22 protein-coding genes are annotated in these 18,922 nt (G+C 50.8%); 15 read left to right on the top strand and 7 right to left on the bottom strand.

Annotation, left to right across the window (positions count from 1 at the left end; translation table 11 throughout):
- Nucleotides 1-24: 24 nt before the first annotated feature.
- Nucleotides 25-294 carry a DUF1161 domain-containing protein gene (locus VSR74_RS02710; protein WP_347793274.1) on the bottom strand — a complete coding sequence of 90 codons (270 nt, stop codon included), beginning with the start codon at nt 292-294 and terminating at the stop codon, nt 25-27.
- Between the two features lie 101 nt (nt 295-395).
- Here VSR74_RS02710 and VSR74_RS02705 point away from each other — a divergent pair, with 101 nt between their 5' ends.
- Nucleotides 396-1,106, top strand: coding sequence for a YnfC family lipoprotein (locus VSR74_RS02705; protein WP_347793273.1), 711 nt, complete (start codon nt 396-398; stop codon nt 1,104-1,106).
- On the opposite strand, the gene speG is transcribed toward VSR74_RS02705, so the two are convergent.
- Both speG and VSR74_RS02695 read right to left on the bottom strand, forming a co-directional pair.
- On the bottom strand, nt 1,100-1,660 hold the full coding sequence (gene speG, locus VSR74_RS02700; RefSeq protein ID WP_347793272.1) for a spermidine N1-acetyltransferase: 561 nt from the start codon (nt 1,658-1,660) through the stop codon (nt 1,100-1,102). The two genes, VSR74_RS02705 and speG, sit on opposite strands and share 7 nt — an antisense overlap.
- A 63-nt stretch (nt 1,661-1,723) precedes the next feature.
- Complete coding sequence (locus VSR74_RS02695) at nt 1,724-2,065, bottom strand: DUF1283 family protein (protein ID WP_347793271.1); 342 nt, start codon at nt 2,063-2,065, stop codon at nt 1,724-1,726.
- 149 nt (nt 2,066-2,214) lie between these two features.
- Between VSR74_RS02695 and VSR74_RS02690 the strand changes: the two genes are divergently transcribed.
- From VSR74_RS02690 to VSR74_RS02645, 10 genes are all read left to right on the top strand, one after another.
- Complete coding sequence (locus VSR74_RS02690) at nt 2,215-2,541, top strand: YnfA family protein (protein ID WP_347794346.1); 327 nt, start codon at nt 2,215-2,217, stop codon at nt 2,539-2,541.
- Between the two features lie 107 nt (nt 2,542-2,648).
- Nucleotides 2,649-3,863 carry a D-mannonate dehydratase ManD gene (manD, locus tag VSR74_RS02685; protein WP_347793270.1) on the top strand — a complete coding sequence of 405 codons (1,215 nt, stop codon included), beginning with the start codon at nt 2,649-2,651 and terminating at the stop codon, nt 3,861-3,863.
- A gap of 9 nt (nt 3,864-3,872) precedes the next feature.
- Entirely contained in the window at nt 3,873-4,898 is a 1,026-nt protein-coding gene (locus tag VSR74_RS02680) for a Zn-dependent oxidoreductase (protein WP_347793269.1), read from the top strand.
- A gap of 30 nt (nt 4,899-4,928) precedes the next feature.
- Nucleotides 4,929-5,903: a TRAP transporter substrate-binding protein gene (locus VSR74_RS02675; RefSeq protein ID WP_347793268.1), complete on the top strand. Its 975-nt coding sequence runs from the start codon at nt 4,929-4,931 to the stop codon at nt 5,901-5,903.
- Between the two features lie 107 nt (nt 5,904-6,010).
- A complete protein-coding gene (locus VSR74_RS02670) occupies nt 6,011-6,496 on the top strand; it encodes a TRAP transporter small permease (RefSeq protein ID WP_347793267.1) in 486 nt (161 codons plus the stop codon).
- A gap of 14 nt (nt 6,497-6,510) precedes the next feature.
- A complete protein-coding gene (locus tag VSR74_RS02665; protein ID WP_347793266.1) occupies nt 6,511-7,794 on the top strand; it encodes a TRAP transporter large permease in 1,284 nt (427 codons plus the stop codon).
- Nucleotides 7,795-7,843: 49 nt separating this feature from the next.
- On the top strand, nt 7,844-8,821 hold the full coding sequence (locus tag VSR74_RS02660) for a C4-dicarboxylate TRAP transporter substrate-binding protein (RefSeq protein WP_347793265.1): 978 nt from the start codon (nt 7,844-7,846) through the stop codon (nt 8,819-8,821).
- Nucleotides 8,822-8,870: 49 nt separating this feature from the next.
- Nucleotides 8,871-9,350: a TRAP transporter small permease gene (locus tag VSR74_RS02655; protein ID WP_347793264.1), complete on the top strand. Its 480-nt coding sequence runs from the start codon at nt 8,871-8,873 to the stop codon at nt 9,348-9,350.
- The gene (locus tag VSR74_RS02650; RefSeq protein WP_347793263.1) at nt 9,344-10,621 is read left to right on the top strand and encodes a TRAP transporter large permease; all 1,278 of its coding nucleotides are present in this window, start codon (nt 9,344-9,346) and stop codon (nt 10,619-10,621) included. Before VSR74_RS02655 ends, VSR74_RS02650 begins: the two co-directional genes overlap by 7 nt.
- 132 nt (nt 10,622-10,753) lie before the next feature.
- Nucleotides 10,754-12,214 (top strand): mannitol dehydrogenase family protein, encoded by a 1,461-nt coding sequence (locus VSR74_RS02645; protein WP_347793262.1) that lies wholly within the window; start codon nt 10,754-10,756, stop codon nt 12,212-12,214.
- A 54-nt stretch (nt 12,215-12,268) separates the two neighbouring features.
- Here VSR74_RS02645 and ydfZ read toward each other — a convergent pair whose 3' ends face one another.
- The gene (gene ydfZ / locus VSR74_RS02640; RefSeq protein WP_347793261.1) at nt 12,269-12,472 is read right to left on the bottom strand and encodes a putative selenium delivery protein YdfZ; all 204 of its coding nucleotides are present in this window, start codon (nt 12,470-12,472) and stop codon (nt 12,269-12,271) included.
- Between the two features lie 300 nt (nt 12,473-12,772).
- On the opposite strand from ydfZ, the gene VSR74_RS02635 reads away from it, so the two are divergent.
- Nucleotides 12,773-13,207, top strand: coding sequence for a universal stress protein (locus VSR74_RS02635; protein ID WP_347793260.1), 435 nt, complete (start codon nt 12,773-12,775; stop codon nt 13,205-13,207).
- A 40-nt stretch (nt 13,208-13,247) separates the two neighbouring features.
- On the opposite strand, the gene VSR74_RS02630 is transcribed toward VSR74_RS02635, so the two are convergent.
- Nucleotides 13,248-13,934, bottom strand: coding sequence for a GntR family transcriptional regulator (locus VSR74_RS02630; protein WP_347793259.1), 687 nt, complete (start codon nt 13,932-13,934; stop codon nt 13,248-13,250).
- Between the two features lie 92 nt (nt 13,935-14,026).
- A complete protein-coding gene (ydfG, locus tag VSR74_RS02625) occupies nt 14,027-14,776 on the bottom strand; it encodes a bifunctional NADP-dependent 3-hydroxy acid dehydrogenase/3-hydroxypropionate dehydrogenase YdfG (protein WP_347793258.1) in 750 nt (249 codons plus the stop codon).
- Nucleotides 14,777-14,900: 124 nt separating this feature from the next.
- Between ydfG and dcp the strand changes: the two genes are divergently transcribed.
- Nucleotides 14,901-16,946: a peptidyl-dipeptidase Dcp gene (gene dcp, locus VSR74_RS02620; RefSeq protein ID WP_347793257.1), complete on the top strand. Its 2,046-nt coding sequence runs from the start codon at nt 14,901-14,903 to the stop codon at nt 16,944-16,946.
- A 141-nt stretch (nt 16,947-17,087) separates the two neighbouring features.
- Nucleotides 17,088-17,258 (top strand): hypothetical protein, encoded by a 171-nt coding sequence (locus tag VSR74_RS02615; protein ID WP_347793256.1) that lies wholly within the window; start codon nt 17,088-17,090, stop codon nt 17,256-17,258.
- Between the two features lie 159 nt (nt 17,259-17,417).
- Here the strand turns inward: VSR74_RS02615 and ftrA are convergent, their stop codons facing one another.
- Nucleotides 17,418-18,380 carry a transcriptional regulator FtrA gene (gene ftrA / locus VSR74_RS02610; RefSeq protein ID WP_347794345.1) on the bottom strand — a complete coding sequence of 321 codons (963 nt, stop codon included), beginning with the start codon at nt 18,378-18,380 and terminating at the stop codon, nt 17,418-17,420.
- A gap of 122 nt (nt 18,381-18,502) precedes the next feature.
- Between ftrA and VSR74_RS02605 the strand changes: the two genes are divergently transcribed.
- Nucleotides 18,503-18,922, top strand: a complete 420-nt coding sequence (locus VSR74_RS02605) for a rhodanese-like domain-containing protein (RefSeq protein ID WP_347793255.1) — start codon at nt 18,503-18,505, stop codon at nt 18,920-18,922.

Here is an 18,922-nt window from a genome sequence, read left to right as displayed (position 1 = left end):
CAAGCCAGGGATAATAATTAATGCTTACTGCGCATCGTCGGAAGGGGTGTTGTCCGTGCGGGTGTAGAGAATTTTAAACGTATCATTGGCGCAGTGGCCCACGACCTGTGCCCCCGATTTATCTGCCTGATCGTTTGGCACGATCTCGAGGGTGAACGCGCTTTCCGCAACCCCGTTGTTAACGATTTTTTGTTGAATATCACTCCTGACACGTTCGCATGAGTCAGGTGCAGCCAGCGCAGGCACAGCGGCTCCGGCTAACAATAACGCGAGTAACCAGCGTGAAGATCTCATGGTAATCTCCTTTTTGAAATGTAAATGAAGTATAGCAAAATTAGTGTAAATAGCTGTATTTGCTAATATGATTGAGAAAATTCTCTACCAAGGATCCTGCTGTGAAGAGACTTCTGTTGTTAACGCCATTGCTGGTGCTACTTGCAGGTTGCGATAAAAATGATTCACCTGCTGCTTTCTCTCCGGAAATGGCGAGTTTTTCTAATGAGTTCGATTTTGATCCGCTACGGGGGCCGGTTAAAGATTTCAGCCAGACGTTAATGAATGAGAAGGGCGAAGTGGCGAAGCGGGTAAGCGGACGGATGTCCGAAGAGGGATGCTTTGACGTGCTGGAGTTTCACGACCTGGAGAATGAGACCGGCGCGACGCTGGTGCTGGACGCTAACTATTATGTCGATGGCATCACTCAGGAGAAAAAGGTTCGCCTTCAGGGCAAGTGTCAACTGGCAGAACTGCCCGCGGCAGGCGTGGCATGGGAGACAAATGACGAGGGGTTTGTGGTGAAATCCCTCAGTAAAGATCGGGAAGTAGAGTACCAGTACGATAAAGAGGGCTATCCGCTTGGCAAAACATCGCAAACCAAAGGCGATACGTTGGCGATAATGTCCACGCCTTCAGAAGATCCCCGTAAAAAACTCGACTACACCTCCGTGACGTTATTCAACAAGCAGCCTGTCGGTAACGTGAAGCAGCGGTGTGATTACGATCGCCATGATAACCCGCTTAATTGCGAGCTGGAGATGATCGACATGAGCGTCAACCCGGCGACCACTCTCCGCTACACTATCAAAAACGTGATTGACTACTATTGAGCCGTCGGCTTAAGTAACCCGGAAGTCTGAGGTTTGTGCATCGCCATATATTGATGCTGGAACAGGCACATGCGGATGGTGTTACGGTATTCACCATTGATAAAAAATTCGTGGATCAGCTCGCCTTCCACCATAAAACCGAGTTTGCGGTAGATGTGAATCGCTTTCTCGTTCTCTTTATCAACAATCAGGTAAAGTTTATAGAGGTTCAGCACCGTAAAACCGTAATCCATCGCCAGTTTAGCGGCCTTCGAGGCTAACCCTTTTCCCTGATATTCCGGTGAAATAATGATCTGGAACTCTGCACGGCGGTGAACGTGGTTAATTTCCACTAACTCGACCAGACCGGCTTTTTCACCTTCATACTCCACGACAAAGCGGCGTTCACTTTGATCATGGATGTGCTTGTCATAGAGATCGGAAAGCTCGACAAATGCTTCGTAAGGCTCTTCAAACCAGTAACGCATTACGCTTGCATTGTTATCTAACTGGTGGACGAATCGCAGGTCTTCGCGCTCAAGCGGGCGGAGTCTGATATTACAGGCGTCACTCATGTGAAATCCTTTCAGGCTGACGTTGAGAGAAAAGAGGAAAAGGGCGCAGGCTGCGCCCGGATACTACGGATTAACGGTACGGCCAGTGCGGCGGTCAAGGCAACGCAGGGTGTTGGGTTCCCAGTACGCGTTCACGTTGGCGCTCTGCTGGCATTTATCACGCGTGTCGAAGGCGGCGTCTTCTTTATCCCACTCTTTCTCTACGCGATGGTTGACCTTGTTACGCAGCGAACGCGTGTCGTTCCACTGCTCTTTGTCCATTGCTGCATCCTGACGCGTCTGGGCGTTGTCACCAGACTCGATGATCAGTTTGCTGGTGTTTGCTGAAGCCGACGCGGTATACATAACGGCGCTCAGTGCCAGCATCGCCGTCAGGCACAGGCGTTTGCCAGATGTCATATTCATTGCAGATTCCTTTGGCGTTACTTAAATGATAAACCCTACCGATAAGTTTACTACAACTCATTTGCGCGGCATACCCATGAGAAAAATGGGGCATCCTGCTGATGATTATTTCGTATCATGGGGGGATCTCTCTTAACGTAACGACAATGATGCTAAAAACCGCCTTACTTTTCTTCGCGACGGCACTGTGTGAAATTCTTGGCTGCTACCTTCCCTGGTTATGGCTTAAACGTGGCGCAACCCCATTGCTGCTTCTCCCGGCGGCGGTGGCGCTTTCAATGTTCGTCTGGTTACTGACATTGCATCCTGCGGCAAGCGGGCGGGTCTATGCCGCCTACGGCGGGGTTTATGTCATGGCTGCATTGATTTGGCTACGGGTTGTCGATGGGGTGAAACTGTCGCTTTATGACTGGGTCGGCGCAGGGGTAGCCTTCTGCGGCATGTTGATCATTGTGGCTGGATGGGGGCGCGCATAGCGCCTCTTTTTTTGTGATCGGTTGCGACAATTTTGATCTATATACTTGTATGGTAGTTCTGTCGCTGAGTAAATTGGCGGCACTACCGACAGGAACAAGGAATAGAGATGAAGATTGTTGCAGCAGATGTTTTTGTCACATGTCCGGGGCGAAATTTTGTCACGCTAAAAATCACCACGGCAGAAGGGCTGGTGGGTTATGGAGACGCAACGCTTAACGGGCGCGAGCTCCCTGTCGCCTCTTATCTAAAAGATCACCTTTGCCCGCAACTGATTGGCCGCGATGCGCAGCGGATCGAAGATATCTGGCAGTTCTTCTATAAAGGCGCGTACTGGCGTCGTGGCCCGGTTACCATGTCGGCGATTTCCGCGGTCGATATGGCGCTGTGGGATATTAAAGCGAAAGCCGCCAATATGCCGCTTTATCAGTTGCTGGGTGGCGCTTCCCGCGAAGGGGTAATGGTCTACTGCCACACCACTGGTCACACCCTTAATGACGTGCTGGAGGATTATGCCCGTCATAAAGAGATGGGTTTTAAAGCGATTCGCGTCCAGTGCGGCGTGCCGGGAATGAAAACGACCTACGGTATGTCGAAAGGCAAAGGGTTGGCTTACGAACCTGCAACTAAAGGGCTGTGGCCGGAAGAACAGCTATGGGCCAGCGAAAAATACCTCGATTTTACGCCGAAACTGTTTGACGCCGTGCGTCGCGAGTTCGGTTTTGACGAACATCTGCTGCACGATATGCACCACCGCCTGACGCCGATTGAAGCCGCGCGCTTTGGTAAAAGCGTTGAGGATTATCGCCTGTTCTGGATGGAAGATCCCACGCCCGCTGAGAATCAGGCGAGCTTCCGCCTCATTCGCCAGCATACGGTCACGCCAGTGGCCGTCGGTGAAGTGTTCAACAGTATCTGGGACTGCAAGCAGTTAATTGAAGAGCAGCTCATCGACTATATCCGCACTACGCTCACTCACGCTGGCGGTATTACCGGCATGCGTCGCATCGCTGATTTCGCGTCACTCTACCAGGTGCGCACCGGTTCGCACGGCCCATCCGATCTCTCGCCAGTTTGTATGGCGGCGGCGCTGCATTTCGACCTTTGGGTGCCAAATTTCGGCATTCAGGAGTTCATGGGCTATTCCGAACAGATGCTGGAAGTCTTCCCCCATAGCTGGACGTTTGATAACGGCTATATGCATCCGGGAGATCAACCCGGGCTGGGCATTGAGTTCGATGAAAAACTGGCTGCGAAATATCCCTATGATCCGGCGTATTTGCCGGTAGCGCGCCTGGAAGATGGCACGCTGTGGAACTGGTAGGAGAAAACAATGGCAAGTGTGGTGATTGAGAAACCAGGCGTGATGCGACGCCAGGAGACGGAATGCCAGCCACCCGAGGCGGGCGAGGTGTGTATTCAGGTTGAATATGCCGGAATATGTGGTTCTGATTTGCATATTTACCATGGCGCGAATCCTTTCGCTGTTTATCCGAGAGTGGTTGGACACGAATTTGTCGGCAAGATTGTCGCTGTGGGCGAGGGGGTCGATCCCGGGCGAAAAGGCGAGCGCGTGGCGGTTGATCCGGTGATCAGTTGCGGACACTGCTACCCCTGTTCTATTAAGCGTCCTAATGTCTGTGAAAACCTTGTGGTGCTGGGGGTTCATCGCGACGGTGGCTTTGCCGATTTCGTTTGTGTGCCAGCCACGAATGCCTGGCCGGTTCCTCGTTCGATACCGGCCGAAATAGCGGTTACGATTGAGCCGTATTCGGTCGCCGCCAATGTGACCCAGCGAACTGGCGTTTACCCGAATGATGTGGCGCTGGTTTATGGTGCCGGGCCCGCGGGGATGACGATTATTGATGTGTTGCGCCACGTCTGGCAGGTTCCGGTTATTGTCATCGATAAAAATGAGCAACGGCTGGAGAAAGCGCAGCGCTGTGGGGCAAACTGGGTATTTAATAATAGTCATGGTTCGGTGGCGGAATTTCTGCAGCAGCAGAAATTATTGCCAACGCTGATTATCGATGTCGTTTGCCATCCCTCCATACTTGAAGAAGCGGTCACACTTATATCACCGGCAGGGCGTATTGGTTTGTTAGGTTTTTCCGCATCGCCTTCCTCTGTGATACAGCAAGAATTAACGCGGCGTGAGCTAACACTCTATTCTTCACGCCTGAATTGTCGTATGTTTTCGACGGTTATTAAATGGATGGAACAAGAGTTAATTCATCCGAAAAATATTATCAGCCATGTTTTTGATATTCAAGATATAGATAGCGCCATGCACCTCGCTGATTCGAAAGCGGACGGTGTTTGTAAAGTCTTACTAAAATTCCCACATACCTCTGAGTAATGTAAACCATCCTTAAAAGGAGTTTGGATTATGATAAGAAAAAATCTGTCGCTGGCGTTAGGCGTTTTATTAACATGTTCATTTTCCGTGTCGTCATGGGCTGCTGATGTGACATTGAAATTAGGCCATCCGGTAAATGAAGAGCATAGCTGGCATAAAGCGTCGCTGAAATTTGCAGAACAGGTAAAGCAAAAAACCAATGGTGAGGTAGAAGTAAAAGTTTATCCCAATGAGTCGCTGGGGAAAGAGATGGATATTATCAACGCCATCCAACTTGGCAGCGTGGATATGACCATTACCGGGGAGTCTTTGCAAAACTGGGCCCCTTCGGCCGCACTGCTCGGTGTTCCCTATATGATCACCTCATCAGAGCAGATGGCGAAGATTGTTAACGGCGAAGTGGGTGCGCAAATTGCAAAAGATATTGAAGAGAAAGCAAAACTTAAAACCATTGCATGGTTTGAACGCGGCCCGCGTAATCTGACGGCTAATCGCCCGATAACCAATCCTTCGGAATTAAAGGGGTTGACGTTACGTCTGCCGAATGTGCCTCTGTTCATCGGTGTCTGGAAGGAACTGGGTGCGCAGCCTACGCCAATGGCTTTCTCCGAAGTCTTTACTGGCTTGCAGCAGGGCGTCATCGAAGGCCAGGAAAACCCGCTGTCTATGATTATGAGTGGGAGCTTCTTTGAAGTGCAAAAGTATCTTAACCGTACCGAGCACGTGCGTGGCTGGATCTACCTGATGATGGGCTCTAAAAAATTTAATAAACTGAAGCCCGAATATCAACAGGCGATTCTGGATGCCGGTAAGGAAGCCCAACGTTATGAGCATGAGCTTTATCTTGCCGATGAAGCAAAATTGATTGATACCTTACAGGCCAAAGGCATGATTCTGGTCGATGTGCATCAGAATGAATTTGCCGCTATCGCCAACAAAGCAGTAGAAAAACTGATTAACCCTCAAATAAAGCCGCTGTACGAAAAAGCAAGAGATACAAAATAAATTAGTGAATCCATTAAAAATGAGAAGAGAAGGTGACGACGACAGGGATAAGCTGAACTGAAAGTGTCATTTTCTCTTTCACTGCACAACATCCTGAGGGACAAAAGATGTTGCATTCATTATATCGATATATTGAACGAATTTATCTTATTATTGGCTCCGTGCTTTTAATTGCGCTGATTTGCGTGGTCTTGATTCAGGTTATTTCCCGGCCGTTACCGATAAGTTCTCCTGCATGGACGGAAGAAGCGGCGCGTTTTCTGCTGGTTTATGTGGTGGCATTTGGCTGTGGTCTGGCAACAGGGCGGCGTGAGCTGGTGAATGTTGATTTAATTATTGGTCTGTTGCCGCAGAAACTAAAGCGTTACCTGATGGTGGTAATCGATCTGACCATTATATTCTGCTCTTCCACTCTGCTTATTAACTCTTTCGAATACGTTGAAAGCACTTACTGGCGTATGGCAACTACCTTGCCAATATCACAGGCCTGGGTCACTTCATCGGTAATTATTATAACTGTGAATATTATATTGTTTACGTTATTCAACTTAATCCGGGATTTGACGCCGCAGATAGCGAATAAAACTCACTAACTTGAGAACTACGTATGAATCCAACAATTGGTCTGTTCTTAATCTTTTTTATCTCGTTGATGTTAGGGCTGCCGGTTATTTTTGCTTTGGCGTTATCCTCGATATTTTATCTGATGGCCACGGACATGGGCATTGCCATCATGGCGAATCAGTTTTTCAGCGGTATGGACTCATTTGTGCTGTTATGTATTCCCGGCTTTTTACTGGCTGGCGGGTTAATGAACGGGGGTGGGATCACCGAGCGCATTGTCTCTTTTGGCAACGCCTGGCTTGGTCATATTCGCGGCGGTCTGGCAATGGCGAATGTCAGTGGCTCAATGATATTTGCCGGCATCTCTGGTACTGCCGTATCGGAAGCCGCCAGTATTGGTTCGGTGATGATCCCGGCCATGAAACGAAGCGGTTATGATGCGCCTTTCTCAGGGGCGATTACGGCCGTTGCGTCAACTGTCGGGCCAATCATTCCCCCCAGCGTACCGATGATTATCGTGGGGACGCTGACGGGCCTCTCCGTTGGTAAGCTTTTTATTGCCGGCGCGGTACCGGGATTACTGATGGGGGCAACCATGGCAGGCATCGCCTGGTACCTGGCGAAAAAGAGAGGGTATCCGAAAGGTGAGCGCGCGACATTCCGTCAACGTTTACAGGCAACGCGTGGCGCAATCTGGGCCATTCTGATGCCACTTCTGATCATTGGCGGCCTGGTGACAGGATTATTCACGCCAACGGAAGCGTCAGTATTTGCCGTCGTTTTCTCGCTGATTGTCGGGTTCTTTGTTTATGGCGACCTGACCGTACAGAAATTTATGGGCTGCATGATGGAAAGCATCAGTGGCACCGCGGGGATCCTGATGCTGGTGGGGTTTGCCAATGTCTTTGCCTGGATACTGACATCCGAAGGGATCCCGCAGGAGATTGCCAATGGCATGCTCTCTTTAACCTCGAATAAGTACGTTCTGATTCTGATGATTAACCTGTTGCTGCTACTGGTGGGGATGTTTATGGAAACCATTGCAGCATTATTAATTTTATTTACACCACTGCTTTCCGTCGCCACGGCAATAGGTATGGATCCTATCCACTTTGCCGTCATGATGGTGATGAACCTGGTTATTGGATTAACAACGCCGCCTGTTGGAGTCTGTCTTTTTGTCTCCCAGGGGATTGCGCGGGTCTCCCTGGGGGAAATCAGTAAAGCCGTTATCCCGTTTATCACCAGCAATATTATCTTACTGTTTTTAGTCGCTTATATTCCTGGCCTGTCATTGTGGTTACCCACATTGCTGGGAATGAAATAATCAAACATGCGCCGTTAATCAGCCTGGTTTAAAAAGGATCAATACAGAAATGGAAAAGATAAAAAGAACCCGATTTATAAAAATGGTCTGTTCGCTCTCTATTTTAGCGGCCAGCGCAAGCTGGGGGGCGGAATCACTAAATGTTAGCACGTCATTATCGCCGGATGATCCTGTCTACAAAGGGTTGCAGGCGTTTAAAAAGGGGGTTGAAAGCAGAACCAAAGGCGAACTGAAAATAAAGCTTTTTTCCAGCGGCCAGCTTGGTGCGGATAATGAACTATTGCAGCATGCGCAGGCCGGAAGTAACGTCGCGGTGATTGTTGACGGCGCAAGGCTTGCGCAGTTTGTGCCAGAGATGGCGATAATTCCCGCGCCTTTCGTTTTTAAGGATTATCAGACCCTGAAAAGGTTTATTTCCAGCCCGGTGTTTAACCAGTGGAGTGAAAAAATGTCGACAGATGCAGGTCTGACGGCGCTCTCATTCAACTGGTATCAGGGCGCCCGGATGCTGGTGACGCAGAAACCCATCTCGAAGCCAGCCGATCTTAATGGTGTGCGTGTCCGCGCACTGGAAGCGCCAGTCACGATTGAAACCATCAAATGCATGGGGGGCGCGCCGACACCACTCGCGTGGTCGGAAATTTATTCCTCCATTCAGACGGGGGTCGTGGATGCGGCAGAAGCACAACCGACGGCCGTGTACGGTTCCAAACTGTATGAAATCACCAAATACATTACTAAAACCAACCATATCCATTTGATGACCGGCATGATTGTTTCGCAAAAATGGCTCTCCAGCCAGAGCCCGGAAGTGCAAACCATTCTGCGTGAAGAAGCCGCAAAGAGTGGCGATGCGGCCTCGGAGAATACGATAAAGGCCGGCGATATCCTGCTGGCTGAAATGGCGAAAAAAGGCATGACCATTACGGACGTGGACGTGAAGCCCTTCATTGAAGGATGCCAATATGTTCCTGAAAAACTCGGGTTGGCAAAAGCGAAAGAGCAAGTTGATAGCGTAATTAATTAAGCTGACTTAATGCAGGGCGTAAGTCCTGCATATTGGCAGGGAGCATGTCATGGATCGTTTTCGTGAGTTTGAACTGAGCATTGCCAGAATAGGCCTGCTGGCAATTGTTGTGATTATTCTTGCAGGTGGCGTGGGCAGGGCAACAGGACATCCCATTATCTGGTCGCTGGAGATAGCCATGATGCTGTTTGCCTGGGTAAGCATGTTTGCTATTGATTACGCTTTTCAGACCCGACGCCATATCGGCATTGATGCCGTAGTTAATTTGTTGCCAGTAAAAATTCAACGCGCCTGTCTGTGGATAAATGAACTTCTTATTCTGGCATTTTTACTCTGTGGCGTGTGGTACGGCTTTAAATTTACCTGGACTACACAGCATCAGGTTTTACCTGTAACTGAGTTGTCGCTCGCCTGGCTTAACAGCGCAGTACCAACCGGATGTTTACTGATGGTTCTGACATCCTTGTCATGGCTATTAAAAAGGGGGCGCGGGAAGGAAAATACACAGAGCAGGGAGGATGTATGCTGATAACAGTTTGTTTATTTACCGTGCTTTTAATCATCGGCATGCCTGTGGGTATGGTTATTGCCATTTCCAGCCTGAGCTATTTCTTTATGGCCGATTTTCTCCCGGTCGGTATTGCGTTCCAGAAATTTTCTGCGCCCACACAATCTTTCCCTATTCTGGCGACACCGCTTTTTCTCCTTGTCGGTAATTTATTGAACAAGTCGGGCGTCACCAGCCGGTTACTGGATTTTGCCCGGGTGATTTCCGGCTGGATGGTCGGCGGCCTGGCGCAAATCAACGTCTTGCTGGCGTGTTTACTGGGTGGGGTGTCAGGGTCAGCCACAGCGGATGCCGCGATGCAGTCGAGGGTGCTGGGGCTGCCAATGGTTCAGCGTGGTTATCCAAAGGCGTTCAGTGCGGTTGTCATTGCATTCAGTTCACTCATTACGGCAACCATCCCCCCCAGCATATTGCTTATTCTCTATGGGTTCGTCGGGAATGTTTCAATCGGAAAGCTGTTTGTTGCTGGCGTATTTCCGGGGCTGCTGCTGACTCTCATCCTGATGGGGACGAATTATGTGCTGGCTAAAAAAATGGATATCCGGCCAGAGATGATGTCAAAACCAAACCGCGGTGATCTCTGGGTGAGTTTTAAAAACAGCTTCTGGGCGCTGATGTTTCCCGTTGTCCTGATTGTGGTTATCAGGCTCGGTATTTTTACCACCACTGAAGCGGGGGCGTTTATTGTGCTTTATTCATTCGTGATTGGCCGTTACGTCTATAAGGCGTTGGATAATCAGGCTTTGTGGGAGGTACTTAAACAGACGGTTAATGACATTGGCGTGGTCATGCTATTGATTATGTCGGCGGCTATTCTTGGTCACATCACCATACTTGATCAAATCCCCCAACAGCTTGCGGAATCTATCCTGCAACTGACGGAGAACAAATATGGCATTTTGATACTGTTACTGTCGCTTATCACTGTAGCAGGCATGCTTTTTGATGGGAGCGTTATCGTGTTGCTATTAACCCCCATTCTTTTGCCTATCGCCATTGAAGCCGGTTTTGACCCCATCCATTTTGGTTTAATCTTCGTGGTTCTGACCCTCTTAGGGGCGAATACGCCACCCGTTGGCATCTGTATGTACACCGTCTGCGGGATCCTGAACTGTAGTACTGTGGCATTTGTTCGGGCATCGGTTCCTTATCTCATCGCCTTTTTTATCTTCATTGCGATGCTGGTGATCTTTCCGCAAATCGTTCTCTTCCTGCCGGAGACACTCATGTAGTGGCGATAGCTGTCACACAACTTAAAAATCATGTCATACCAATCGCCAATAAGTTAACTCAAATCAAAAACACGCAGAATCAACTCGTTAATCTAGTATGGCAATCAACGTTCTCTACAGTGAGTCATAAAGATGCAAAATAAGCTATTAACCGCTAAAGCAACCCGCCCGAGCTTTGATCGCAGCAAACTGGTGCCGCGCATTGTTCATCTCGGATTCGGTGCGTTTCATCGCGCCCATCAGGCAATCTATGCCGATATCCTTGCCACAGAGCACGGCAGCGATTGGGGTTATACCGAAGTTAACCTGATTGGCGGCGAGCAGCAGATTGCTGACCTGAAGAGCCAGGACAATTTATACACGGTAGCGGAGATGTCTGCCGACGCCTGGACTGCGCGTGTTGTAGGCGTGGTCAAAGAAGCCCTGCATGCGCAGGTTGACGGTCTTGAAACCGTACTCGCCAAAATGTGTGAACCTCAGGTGGCTATCGTGTCCCTGACGATCACCGAGAAAGGCTACTGCCACTCTCCGGCAACCGGGCAACTGATGCTCGATCACCCCTTTATCGTGGCGGATTTGCAGAACCCGCAGCAGCCGAAATCGGCACCTGGCGTCATTGTTGAAGCCCTGGCGCGCCGTAAGGCCGCAGGCTTGCCGGCTTTCAGCGTGATGTCCTGCGACAACATGCCGGAAAACGGCCATGTGATGCGCAACGTCGTCACCGCTTATGCCCGTGCGGTTGACGCAGAACTGGCGACATGGATTGAACAGAACGTGACGTTCCCGTCTACCATGGTTGACCGTATCGTTCCAGCCGTTACCGCCGATACGCTGGATAAAATTGAACATCTGACCGGTGTGCGCGATCCGGCTGGTGTGGCGTGCGAACCATTCCGTCAGTGGGTGATTGAAGATAACTTCGTCGCAGGTCGTCCTGAGTGGGAAAAAGCGGGCGCAGAACTGGTTTCTGACGTCATCCCGTTCGAAGAGATGAAGCTGCGTATGTTGAACGGTAGCCACTCATTCCTGGCTTATCTGGGTTATCTGGCGGGCTATCAGCATATCAATGAATGCATGGAAGATGAAAACTATCGTCGTGCCGCGCATGATTTGATGCTGAAAGAGCAGGCGCCAACCCTGAAGGTGCAGGGTGTGGATCTGGCGCGTTATGCCGATCTGCTGATTGAACGTTACACTAACCCGGCGCTGCGCCATCGCACATGGCAGATAGCGATGGACGGTAGCCAGAAGCTCCCACAGCGTATGCTGGACTCTGTTCGCTGGCACCTGGCACATAACAGCAGCTTTGCTCTGCTGGCATTGGGTGTGGCGGGCTGGATGCGTTATGTCGGTGGTGTGGATGAGCAGGGCGCTGCAATTGAAGTGTGCGATCCGCTGCTGGCAGTGATTCAGGCGACAGTGGCGCAGAGCGAAGAGGGTGAAGCCCGCGTGAAAGCGCTGCTGGGTATTGAAGCTATCTTTGGTAATGAGCTACCACACGAAGCGAAATTTGTGGCGCAAGTGACAAAGGCGTACAAGTCACTGCTGACGCAGGGTGCGAAAGCGACGGTTGCGGAGTTTGTTAAGGGTTAATGCATTATCTTACCGGGTGGTCTAAGAACAAGACCACCCGAATTACACCACTAATTAGTGCATGCCGAGGCGAATAAGCTCGATCGGCTCAAACTCTCCGTCACAACCATCAATTTCTACTGTTTTGCTGCGGCGCACCTGAGCAGGTGTCAGGCCGTTAGCGTTAATCGCCTTAACTGTACCGGTTTTTCCGGTACCATTAATCATTACACGGCTGCCAGTAGTAATTGCATTGCGGTTACGATCGTAAGTCATCATGGTGTTCTCCTTTCTTTTCTTTCACATCGAAGCCGATTACAAAAGACGGTTTGGCAACGACGGTGTTTATAGATACGCTTTTCTGCAAAAATTAAATTGTTTTTGATCAATTACTCGTTTTTTTTAGAGAAAGGGTGGGGATATACATATCTTTAGGTTAATTAATAGTAGCTGAATTAATGGACGAATATTTTCAGTGGTGAATAGTTTAATTGAGTAATTAATGCTTTTTTGTTCAGTTTAATTATGTCATTGTTACGTGGCTGCAATAGTTATTCTCTGGAATAAGGAGCTCGGGCTATGTACAAAAAAATATTGATGCCTGTAGATGTTTTTGAAATGGATTTGAGTGACAAAGCGTTGCGCCATGCGGCCTGGTTGGCCGGTGAAGGGGGGGAGATCACGCTGGTAAACGTTCTGCCTAACAGCAGTCGTTCACTGTTACGCGGCTTCGCCTCAGATATTAAAAAGTTCGATTCATTTATGAAAAACGAATCGGAAATTAAGATGAAACGCCTGTTTCGCTTATTAGATATTCCTGAGTCTCGTCTGCGTACCGAGGTTCGCTTTGGTAATATCCGTGATGAGATTATCGAGATGAGCAAAAATGACGGCTACGACGCCATTGTTATTGGTTCACGCTCGCCGGGCAGGACTACGCATCTTCTGGGATCAAATGCCGAGTCGATTCTGCGCCATGCGGCAATACCGACGATGGTTGTCAGAGGATCCTGAATGCACTAAGAAACCTTCACACACGTGTGAAGGTTTCTTATTACTCTTCGCTAAACCAATCGAGCTTTTCCTGACGAATCAGTTGTACCGATTCGCTAATTTCCTGCAGGTGAATCGTCATCGCCTTTTCCACTAAGTCCGGGTCGCGTTTTTCCAGCGCCGTAAAAATTTCGTGGTGTTGCGCGAGGAGCATTTCCGGTGATGAGATGTGGTCGAGGCTCATATAGCGCACCCGGTCAATCGCCGCTTTAATATTTTCTATGGTATCCCATGCCAGTTGGCAGTCAGCAATCAGTGACAGAAGCTGATGAAACTCATCATCAAGCTGGAAGAAGTCATTATGTTGCTGCCGGTCAATGGCAATACGCTGCTGATGAAGGTTTTGTTCGAGCTGGTAAAGCTGCTTGTCAGTGACCATTCCCGCCGCCCGACGCGCCACCGCACATTCAATGGCCTGGCGTACAAAGCAGCCATTGCGAACCTGAGAAAGCGAGATTTTATTGACGTAGCTGCCGCGCTGCGGGCGAATCTGAATCAGGCCATTTTCTGCCAGTTTGATAAAGGCTTCGCGCACGGGCTGGCGCGAGACGTCAAAACGCATCGACACGTCTTTCTCAGAAAGAGGCGTTCCCGGCGGGATTAAACAGTGCACGATATCGCGACGAAGAATGCGATAAATCTGCTGATTAACAGGCTGTGTTGGGTTCAGTTGTGTTTCGGCGGCCATTGACTCGTTCTTATTAGCTGAATTGGCCTCTATTTTACGCTTTTTTTGTTGATGAGCCCATACCCGACGGGCGTCGGGCAGGGGCAAAAAGATCAATTTTGGCGGTGAACGCTCAGACCGGCGTAGGTCTGGCTAACCGGCATCATTTCAACGGTGTTGATATTGACGTGTTTTGGCAACGTCGCCACCCACCAGACGGCTTCAGTGACATCTTCCGCCGTCAGCGCATGGGTGTTCTCGTACGTTTTTTCCACTTTCGTATCATCGCCTTTAAAACGCACATTTGAGAACTCCGTGCCGCCAACCAGGCCGGGTTCAATGTCGGTCACGCGAAGGGCTGTGCCGTGCAGGTCGGTGCGCAGATTGAGGCTGAACTGACGCACAAATGCTTTCGTTGCGCCGTACACGTTGCCGCCTGCATAAGGCCAGCTTCCTGCTGTCGAACCGATATTGATAATATGGCCGCGATTGCGTTCCACCATGCCCGGTAACACCGCGCGGGTCATATACACCAGCCCTTTGTTGTTGGTGTCTATCATGTTTTCCCAGTCTTCAACGCTTGCCTTGTGCGCCGGTTCCATACCTAACGCTAACCCGGCGTTATTCACCAGCACATCAATAGACTGCCAGTCTGCGGGCAGGTGGCTGATGGCCTCCTCAATGGCCGCACGGTTGCGGACATCCAGTTGAACAGTCAGCACGCTATCGCCAAGTTCATCTTTTAATACCTGCAAACGCTCCTGACGGCGTCCTGTGGCGATGACTTTGTGCCCATTGGCGACAAAACGACGTGTAATGCTTTCACCAAAACCTGCCGTTGCCCCGGTAACCAGTATGATCATCTCTCTGTTCCTCAACGCTTTTTGTGTGTTATTACGATAGCATGCTCTTTTCTCTCGCGGGAAGTGGTTGCGGTCTTTCCTGGGGGTGCCTACTCTATGGGAAAGTCATTCCAGGGAGTCGATCATGTTGGCCAGCAATCCTTTCTTCGCCGCCAGTACACTGCCGTATCAGGCACCGCCGTTCAATTTAATCAGCGATAGCGACTACCGCCCGGCGTTTAATGAAGCCGTGAAACGTAAACGTAAAGAGATCGAGGCGATTGCGCAAAACCCGCAACCGGCTACCTTCGAAAATACTTTTATCCCGCTGGAGAAAAGCGGTGAACTGTTAACCCGCGTCACCAGCGTCTTTTTTGCGATGGCGGCTGCTCATACCAACGATGAGATCCAGCGTCTTGATGAGCAGTTCTCTGCGGAACTGGCGGAGTTGGCTAACGATATTTATCTTGATGATGCCCTGTTTGCGCGGGTTAAAACGGTCTGGCTGGCGCGAGACACGTCGTCTCTGGACGAAGAGTCTCTCCGGCTGGTCGAGGTGATTTATCAGCGCTTTATTCTGGCTGGCGCCACGCTCGGCGCTGAGCAAAAAGCGCAGTTGAAAGCACTGAACACCCAGGCCGCGACCCTCAGCAGCCAGTTTCATCAACGCCTGCTGGCAGCCAGCAAAGCAGGGGGGCTTGTCGTCGAGGATCCTCTCGAGCTTGACGGCCTGAGCGCGGAAGAGCTGGCCGTTGCACGAGCGGCAGCGCAGGCTCGCGGTCTGAATAATAGCTGGCTGCTGCCGCTACTGAACACCACCCAACAACCGTTACTGGCAACCCTGCGTAATCAATCGACTCGCGAAAAGCTGTTTAAAGCGGCATGGTCGCGCACGGAAAAGGGTGACGAAAATGACACCCGCAAACTGGTGCTGACGCTTGCGGAGATCCGCGCAAAACAGGCGAAGCTGCTGGGCTTTGCCGATTACGCAAGCTGGAGCATGGCCGATCAAATGGCGAAGACACCCGATGCCGCGCTGCATTTTATGCGGGAAATTGCTCCGGCTGCGAGGGCGCGCGCAGAGCGCGAACTGGCGGATATTCAGCAAATTATCGATGCTAAACCACAGCCATTTTCGGCACAGGCGTGGGACTGGCTCTTCTACTCTGAACAGGTTCGCCGTGAGAAATACGCGATTGATGAAGCGCAAATCAAACCGTACTTTGCCCTTGAGCGTGTGTTGATCGACGGTGTGTTCTGGGCGGCGACACAGCTCTTTGGTGTGCGATTTGTCGAGCGTTTTGACCTTCCCGTCTATCATCCTGACGTGCGTGTTTGGGAGGTTTTCGCCGAAAATGGCGAGGGAATTGCGCTGTTTTATGGTGATTTCTTCGCGCGTGATAGCAAAAGCGGCGGGGCATGGATGGATAACTTTGTCCAGCAGTCGACGCTTCTGAATACGCGCCCGGTGATTTACAACGTCTGCAACTACGCAAAACCGGTCGACGGGAATAGTGCGTTGCTCTCCTGGGATGATGTCATCACCCTGTTCCATGAGTTTGGTCACGCGTTACACGGCCTGTTTGCCCGCCAGAAATATGCGACGCTCTCCGGCACTAGCACGCCGCGCGATTTTGTTGAGTTTCCTTCGCAAATCAATGAGCACTGGGCCAGTCATCCTGACGTATTCGCTCACTATGCGCGTCATCACCAGACGGGTGAGCCCATGCCTGAAGCGTTGCGCGACAGCATGTTCCGCGCGGCGAAATTTAATAAGGGCTACGATATGACGGAATTGCTCAGCGCGGCGCTGCTCGATATGCACTGGCATACGCTGGATGGGCAGACGGTGGTAAACAGCGTTGAACAATTCGAGGTACAGGCGTTACAGCAGGAACATCTGGATCTCGCTGCCGTGCCGCCACGTTATCGCAGCAGTTATTTTGCGCACATTTTTGGCGGTGGCTATGCCGCCGGTTATTACGCCTATCTGTGGACGCAGATGCTGGCAGATGACGGCTATCAGTGGTTTGAGGAACACGGCGGGTTGAGTCGTGAAAATGGCGAGCGTTTTCGCGAGGCGATTTTATCGCGCGGCAATAGCAGTGATTTAGAAACGCTTTATCGCGTGTGGCGCGGGCACGATCCGTTGATTGATCCGATGCTGAGAAACCGCGGGTTAAGCGAGTAAATCAGCGGGATCGTACAGTACCTCACGGTGTCTTTACAAATACGCGCATTTATTGAAATAAATCGCTATTCAGGATGCTACTATTGCTTTGTAACTTGTTGAGTTAACGGATTAAATGTCGACAATCTGCCGGAGGGTAGTATGAAAAATATCACACGTAAAATTCGCCGTGGCGTTACCTGGTCTACGACCCCAGAAAATCAGGACTTACAGACGTCGCGTTCTGGCAGATTGTGGGCGGAGCGTACCGCCTGCTGTAAAAGCAAAAAGGGCTGGAAGGCGAATACGGCAAATAACGTATTCGTTGTTTAATCTTCATTGAGGATGTCTGTGTCAGGATGCTTACAACAACAATCATCGTAATCACGGATGCCTACGACTGATTGTTTAATCAATAACACAGATCTATCCATGCAAGCATTTACCGTCAGCTACCTGGCGGTTTTTTTTTTGCCTGAACTTCCGTATTTGTCATGGTGTGAATTTTTTTCGATAGGCAACAGGACTCATTGCCATGTGTTGTTGAAAGTGGCGGCGCAGATTTTTACCGTTACCGAAGCCTGAACGTTCCGCGATGATCTCCATGCCGATGCGGGTAGTGATCAGATAATGCTGTGCCTGGCTGAGGCGTTCGTCGAGCAACCAGCGGGCAGGGGTTTTACCTGTTGCTTCCTGAAAACGGCGTAGAAACGTGCGCTCACTCATCCCCATACGCTGCGCCAGCGACGCGACGGTGTGGTTATCCGCCAGGTTTTGTCGCAGATAATCGAACAGCGCGCCCAGACGCAAACTTTCTCGATCCCGCGCAACCGGGCGCTCTACCTGCTGCTTTTGCGCACCGTCGCGATGAGGCTGGACAACTAACCGACGAGCCACCCGATTGGCGGCCGCCAGGCCGAAATCGAGCCGGACGACATGTAAGCAAAGATCTATTCCGGCAGCGCTGCCCGCCGAGGTGAAAACATTATCCTGTGCGACGTAGAGCACATCCGCGACGACATCGATCGCCGGGAAACGCTGCTGTAACGTATCGGTATAGCGCCAGTGGGTGGTGGCTTGCCTGCCGTTTAATAATCCTGCGGCCGCCAGCACAAAGACGCCGGAGCAGATGGAGATAATTCGGCAGCCACGGGCATGTGCCTGACGTAGTGCTTCACAAAGCGCTTGCGGGACGGATGCATCAATGCCGCGCCAGCCAGGGACGACAATAGTACTGGCTTCATTGAGCAGATCCAGCCCACCATCAGCGACCAGGCGAATACCGCCCGTCGCCCGCATCTCGCCTTCATCAACGGCCGCCACCGCAAAGCGATACCAGTCACCGCCCATCTCCGGACGCGGTAGCCCGAAAATCTCAACGGCGACGCCGAACTCAAATGTGCAAAGCCCATCGTAAGCCAGCACAACAACGTTGTGGGAGGTGGCAATTGTCATCTTCTGGCCGTTTTCTGTCAGGAATACGGGCGGATTAGCGGTTAATCCCATGTTTATACTCACGTTAGTCAATACCGCTGTTGCGGTAAATATAGTGTTAACACAGAGCAGAGGATGTGACTATGAGTTATGTGAGTGAATTTGCGGTGGCTTCATCAGAGGAGGCATTACGCCATTTCCGTCAGCGTTTGAGTATGGAGACCGATTGTGCAGACGTGCACGCCGCACAGCGTCAGCAGGATGTGGATTTTGTGCTGCTTCACGTCGTGGGAAGTCCGCAGGATTTTTCCGGCTGCCATATTCCGGGGGCGATACATCTGCCACATCGCCAGATAACGGCAGCGCGAATGGCGGAGTGGCCCGCGGACACACTGTTTGTGGTTTACTGCGCCGGGCCGCACTGCAATGGCGCCGACCGTGCCGCGCTTAAGCTGGCGCAGCTTGGTCGTCCGGTGAAATTGATGCTCGGAGGAATAACCGGCTGGCGGGACGAGGGATTCGCTTTTGCTGATGAATCCGCGCGCGCAGTAAACGCGCGCTGA

Origin of the sequence: Pseudocitrobacter cyperus (genome assembly GCF_039889165.1) — a bacterium.
GTDB lineage: Bacteria > Pseudomonadota > Gammaproteobacteria > Enterobacterales > Enterobacteriaceae > Pseudocitrobacter > Pseudocitrobacter cyperus.
The sequence above is the reverse complement of the archived record's forward strand: the minus strand, read 5'-3'. Positions and strand labels throughout refer to the sequence as shown.

Coding starts and splice junctions, on each gene's coding strand:
- VSR74_RS02710 (WP_347793274.1), bottom strand. CDS start 294: ATGAGATCTTCACGCTGGTTACTCGCGTTATTGTTAGCCGGAGCCGCT.
- speG (WP_347793272.1), bottom strand. CDS start 1,660: ATGAGTGACGCCTGTAATATCAGACTCCGCCCGCTTGAGCGCGAAGAC.
- VSR74_RS02695 (WP_347793271.1), bottom strand. CDS start 2,065: ATGAATATGACATCTGGCAAACGCCTGTGCCTGACGGCGATGCTGGCA.
- VSR74_RS02690 (WP_347794346.1), top strand. CDS start 2,215: ATGCTAAAAACCGCCTTACTTTTCTTCGCGACGGCACTGTGTGAAATT.
- manD (WP_347793270.1), top strand. CDS start 2,649: ATGAAGATTGTTGCAGCAGATGTTTTTGTCACATGTCCGGGGCGAAAT.
- VSR74_RS02680 (WP_347793269.1), top strand. CDS start 3,873: ATGGCAAGTGTGGTGATTGAGAAACCAGGCGTGATGCGACGCCAGGAG.
- VSR74_RS02675 (WP_347793268.1), top strand. CDS start 4,929: ATGATAAGAAAAAATCTGTCGCTGGCGTTAGGCGTTTTATTAACATGT.
- VSR74_RS02670 (WP_347793267.1), top strand. CDS start 6,011: ATGTTGCATTCATTATATCGATATATTGAACGAATTTATCTTATTATT.
- VSR74_RS02665 (WP_347793266.1), top strand. CDS start 6,511: ATGAATCCAACAATTGGTCTGTTCTTAATCTTTTTTATCTCGTTGATG.
- VSR74_RS02660 (WP_347793265.1), top strand. CDS start 7,844: ATGGAAAAGATAAAAAGAACCCGATTTATAAAAATGGTCTGTTCGCTC.
- VSR74_RS02655 (WP_347793264.1), top strand. CDS start 8,871: ATGGATCGTTTTCGTGAGTTTGAACTGAGCATTGCCAGAATAGGCCTG.
- VSR74_RS02650 (WP_347793263.1), top strand. CDS start 9,344: ATGCTGATAACAGTTTGTTTATTTACCGTGCTTTTAATCATCGGCATG.
- VSR74_RS02645 (WP_347793262.1), top strand. CDS start 10,754: ATGCAAAATAAGCTATTAACCGCTAAAGCAACCCGCCCGAGCTTTGAT.
- ydfZ (WP_347793261.1), bottom strand. CDS start 12,472: ATGATGACTTACGATCGTAACCGCAATGCAATTACTACTGGCAGCCGT.
- VSR74_RS02635 (WP_347793260.1), top strand. CDS start 12,773: ATGTACAAAAAAATATTGATGCCTGTAGATGTTTTTGAAATGGATTTG.
- VSR74_RS02630 (WP_347793259.1), bottom strand. CDS start 13,934: ATGGCCGCCGAAACACAACTGAACCCAACACAGCCTGTTAATCAGCAG.
- ydfG (WP_347793258.1), bottom strand. CDS start 14,776: ATGATCATACTGGTTACCGGGGCAACGGCAGGTTTTGGTGAAAGCATT.
- dcp (WP_347793257.1), top strand. CDS start 14,901: ATGTTGGCCAGCAATCCTTTCTTCGCCGCCAGTACACTGCCGTATCAG.
- VSR74_RS02615 (WP_347793256.1), top strand. CDS start 17,088: ATGAAAAATATCACACGTAAAATTCGCCGTGGCGTTACCTGGTCTACG.
- ftrA (WP_347794345.1), bottom strand. CDS start 18,380: ATGACAATTGCCACCTCCCACAACGTTGTTGTGCTGGCTTACGATGGG.
- VSR74_RS02605 (WP_347793255.1), top strand. CDS start 18,503: ATGAGTTATGTGAGTGAATTTGCGGTGGCTTCATCAGAGGAGGCATTA.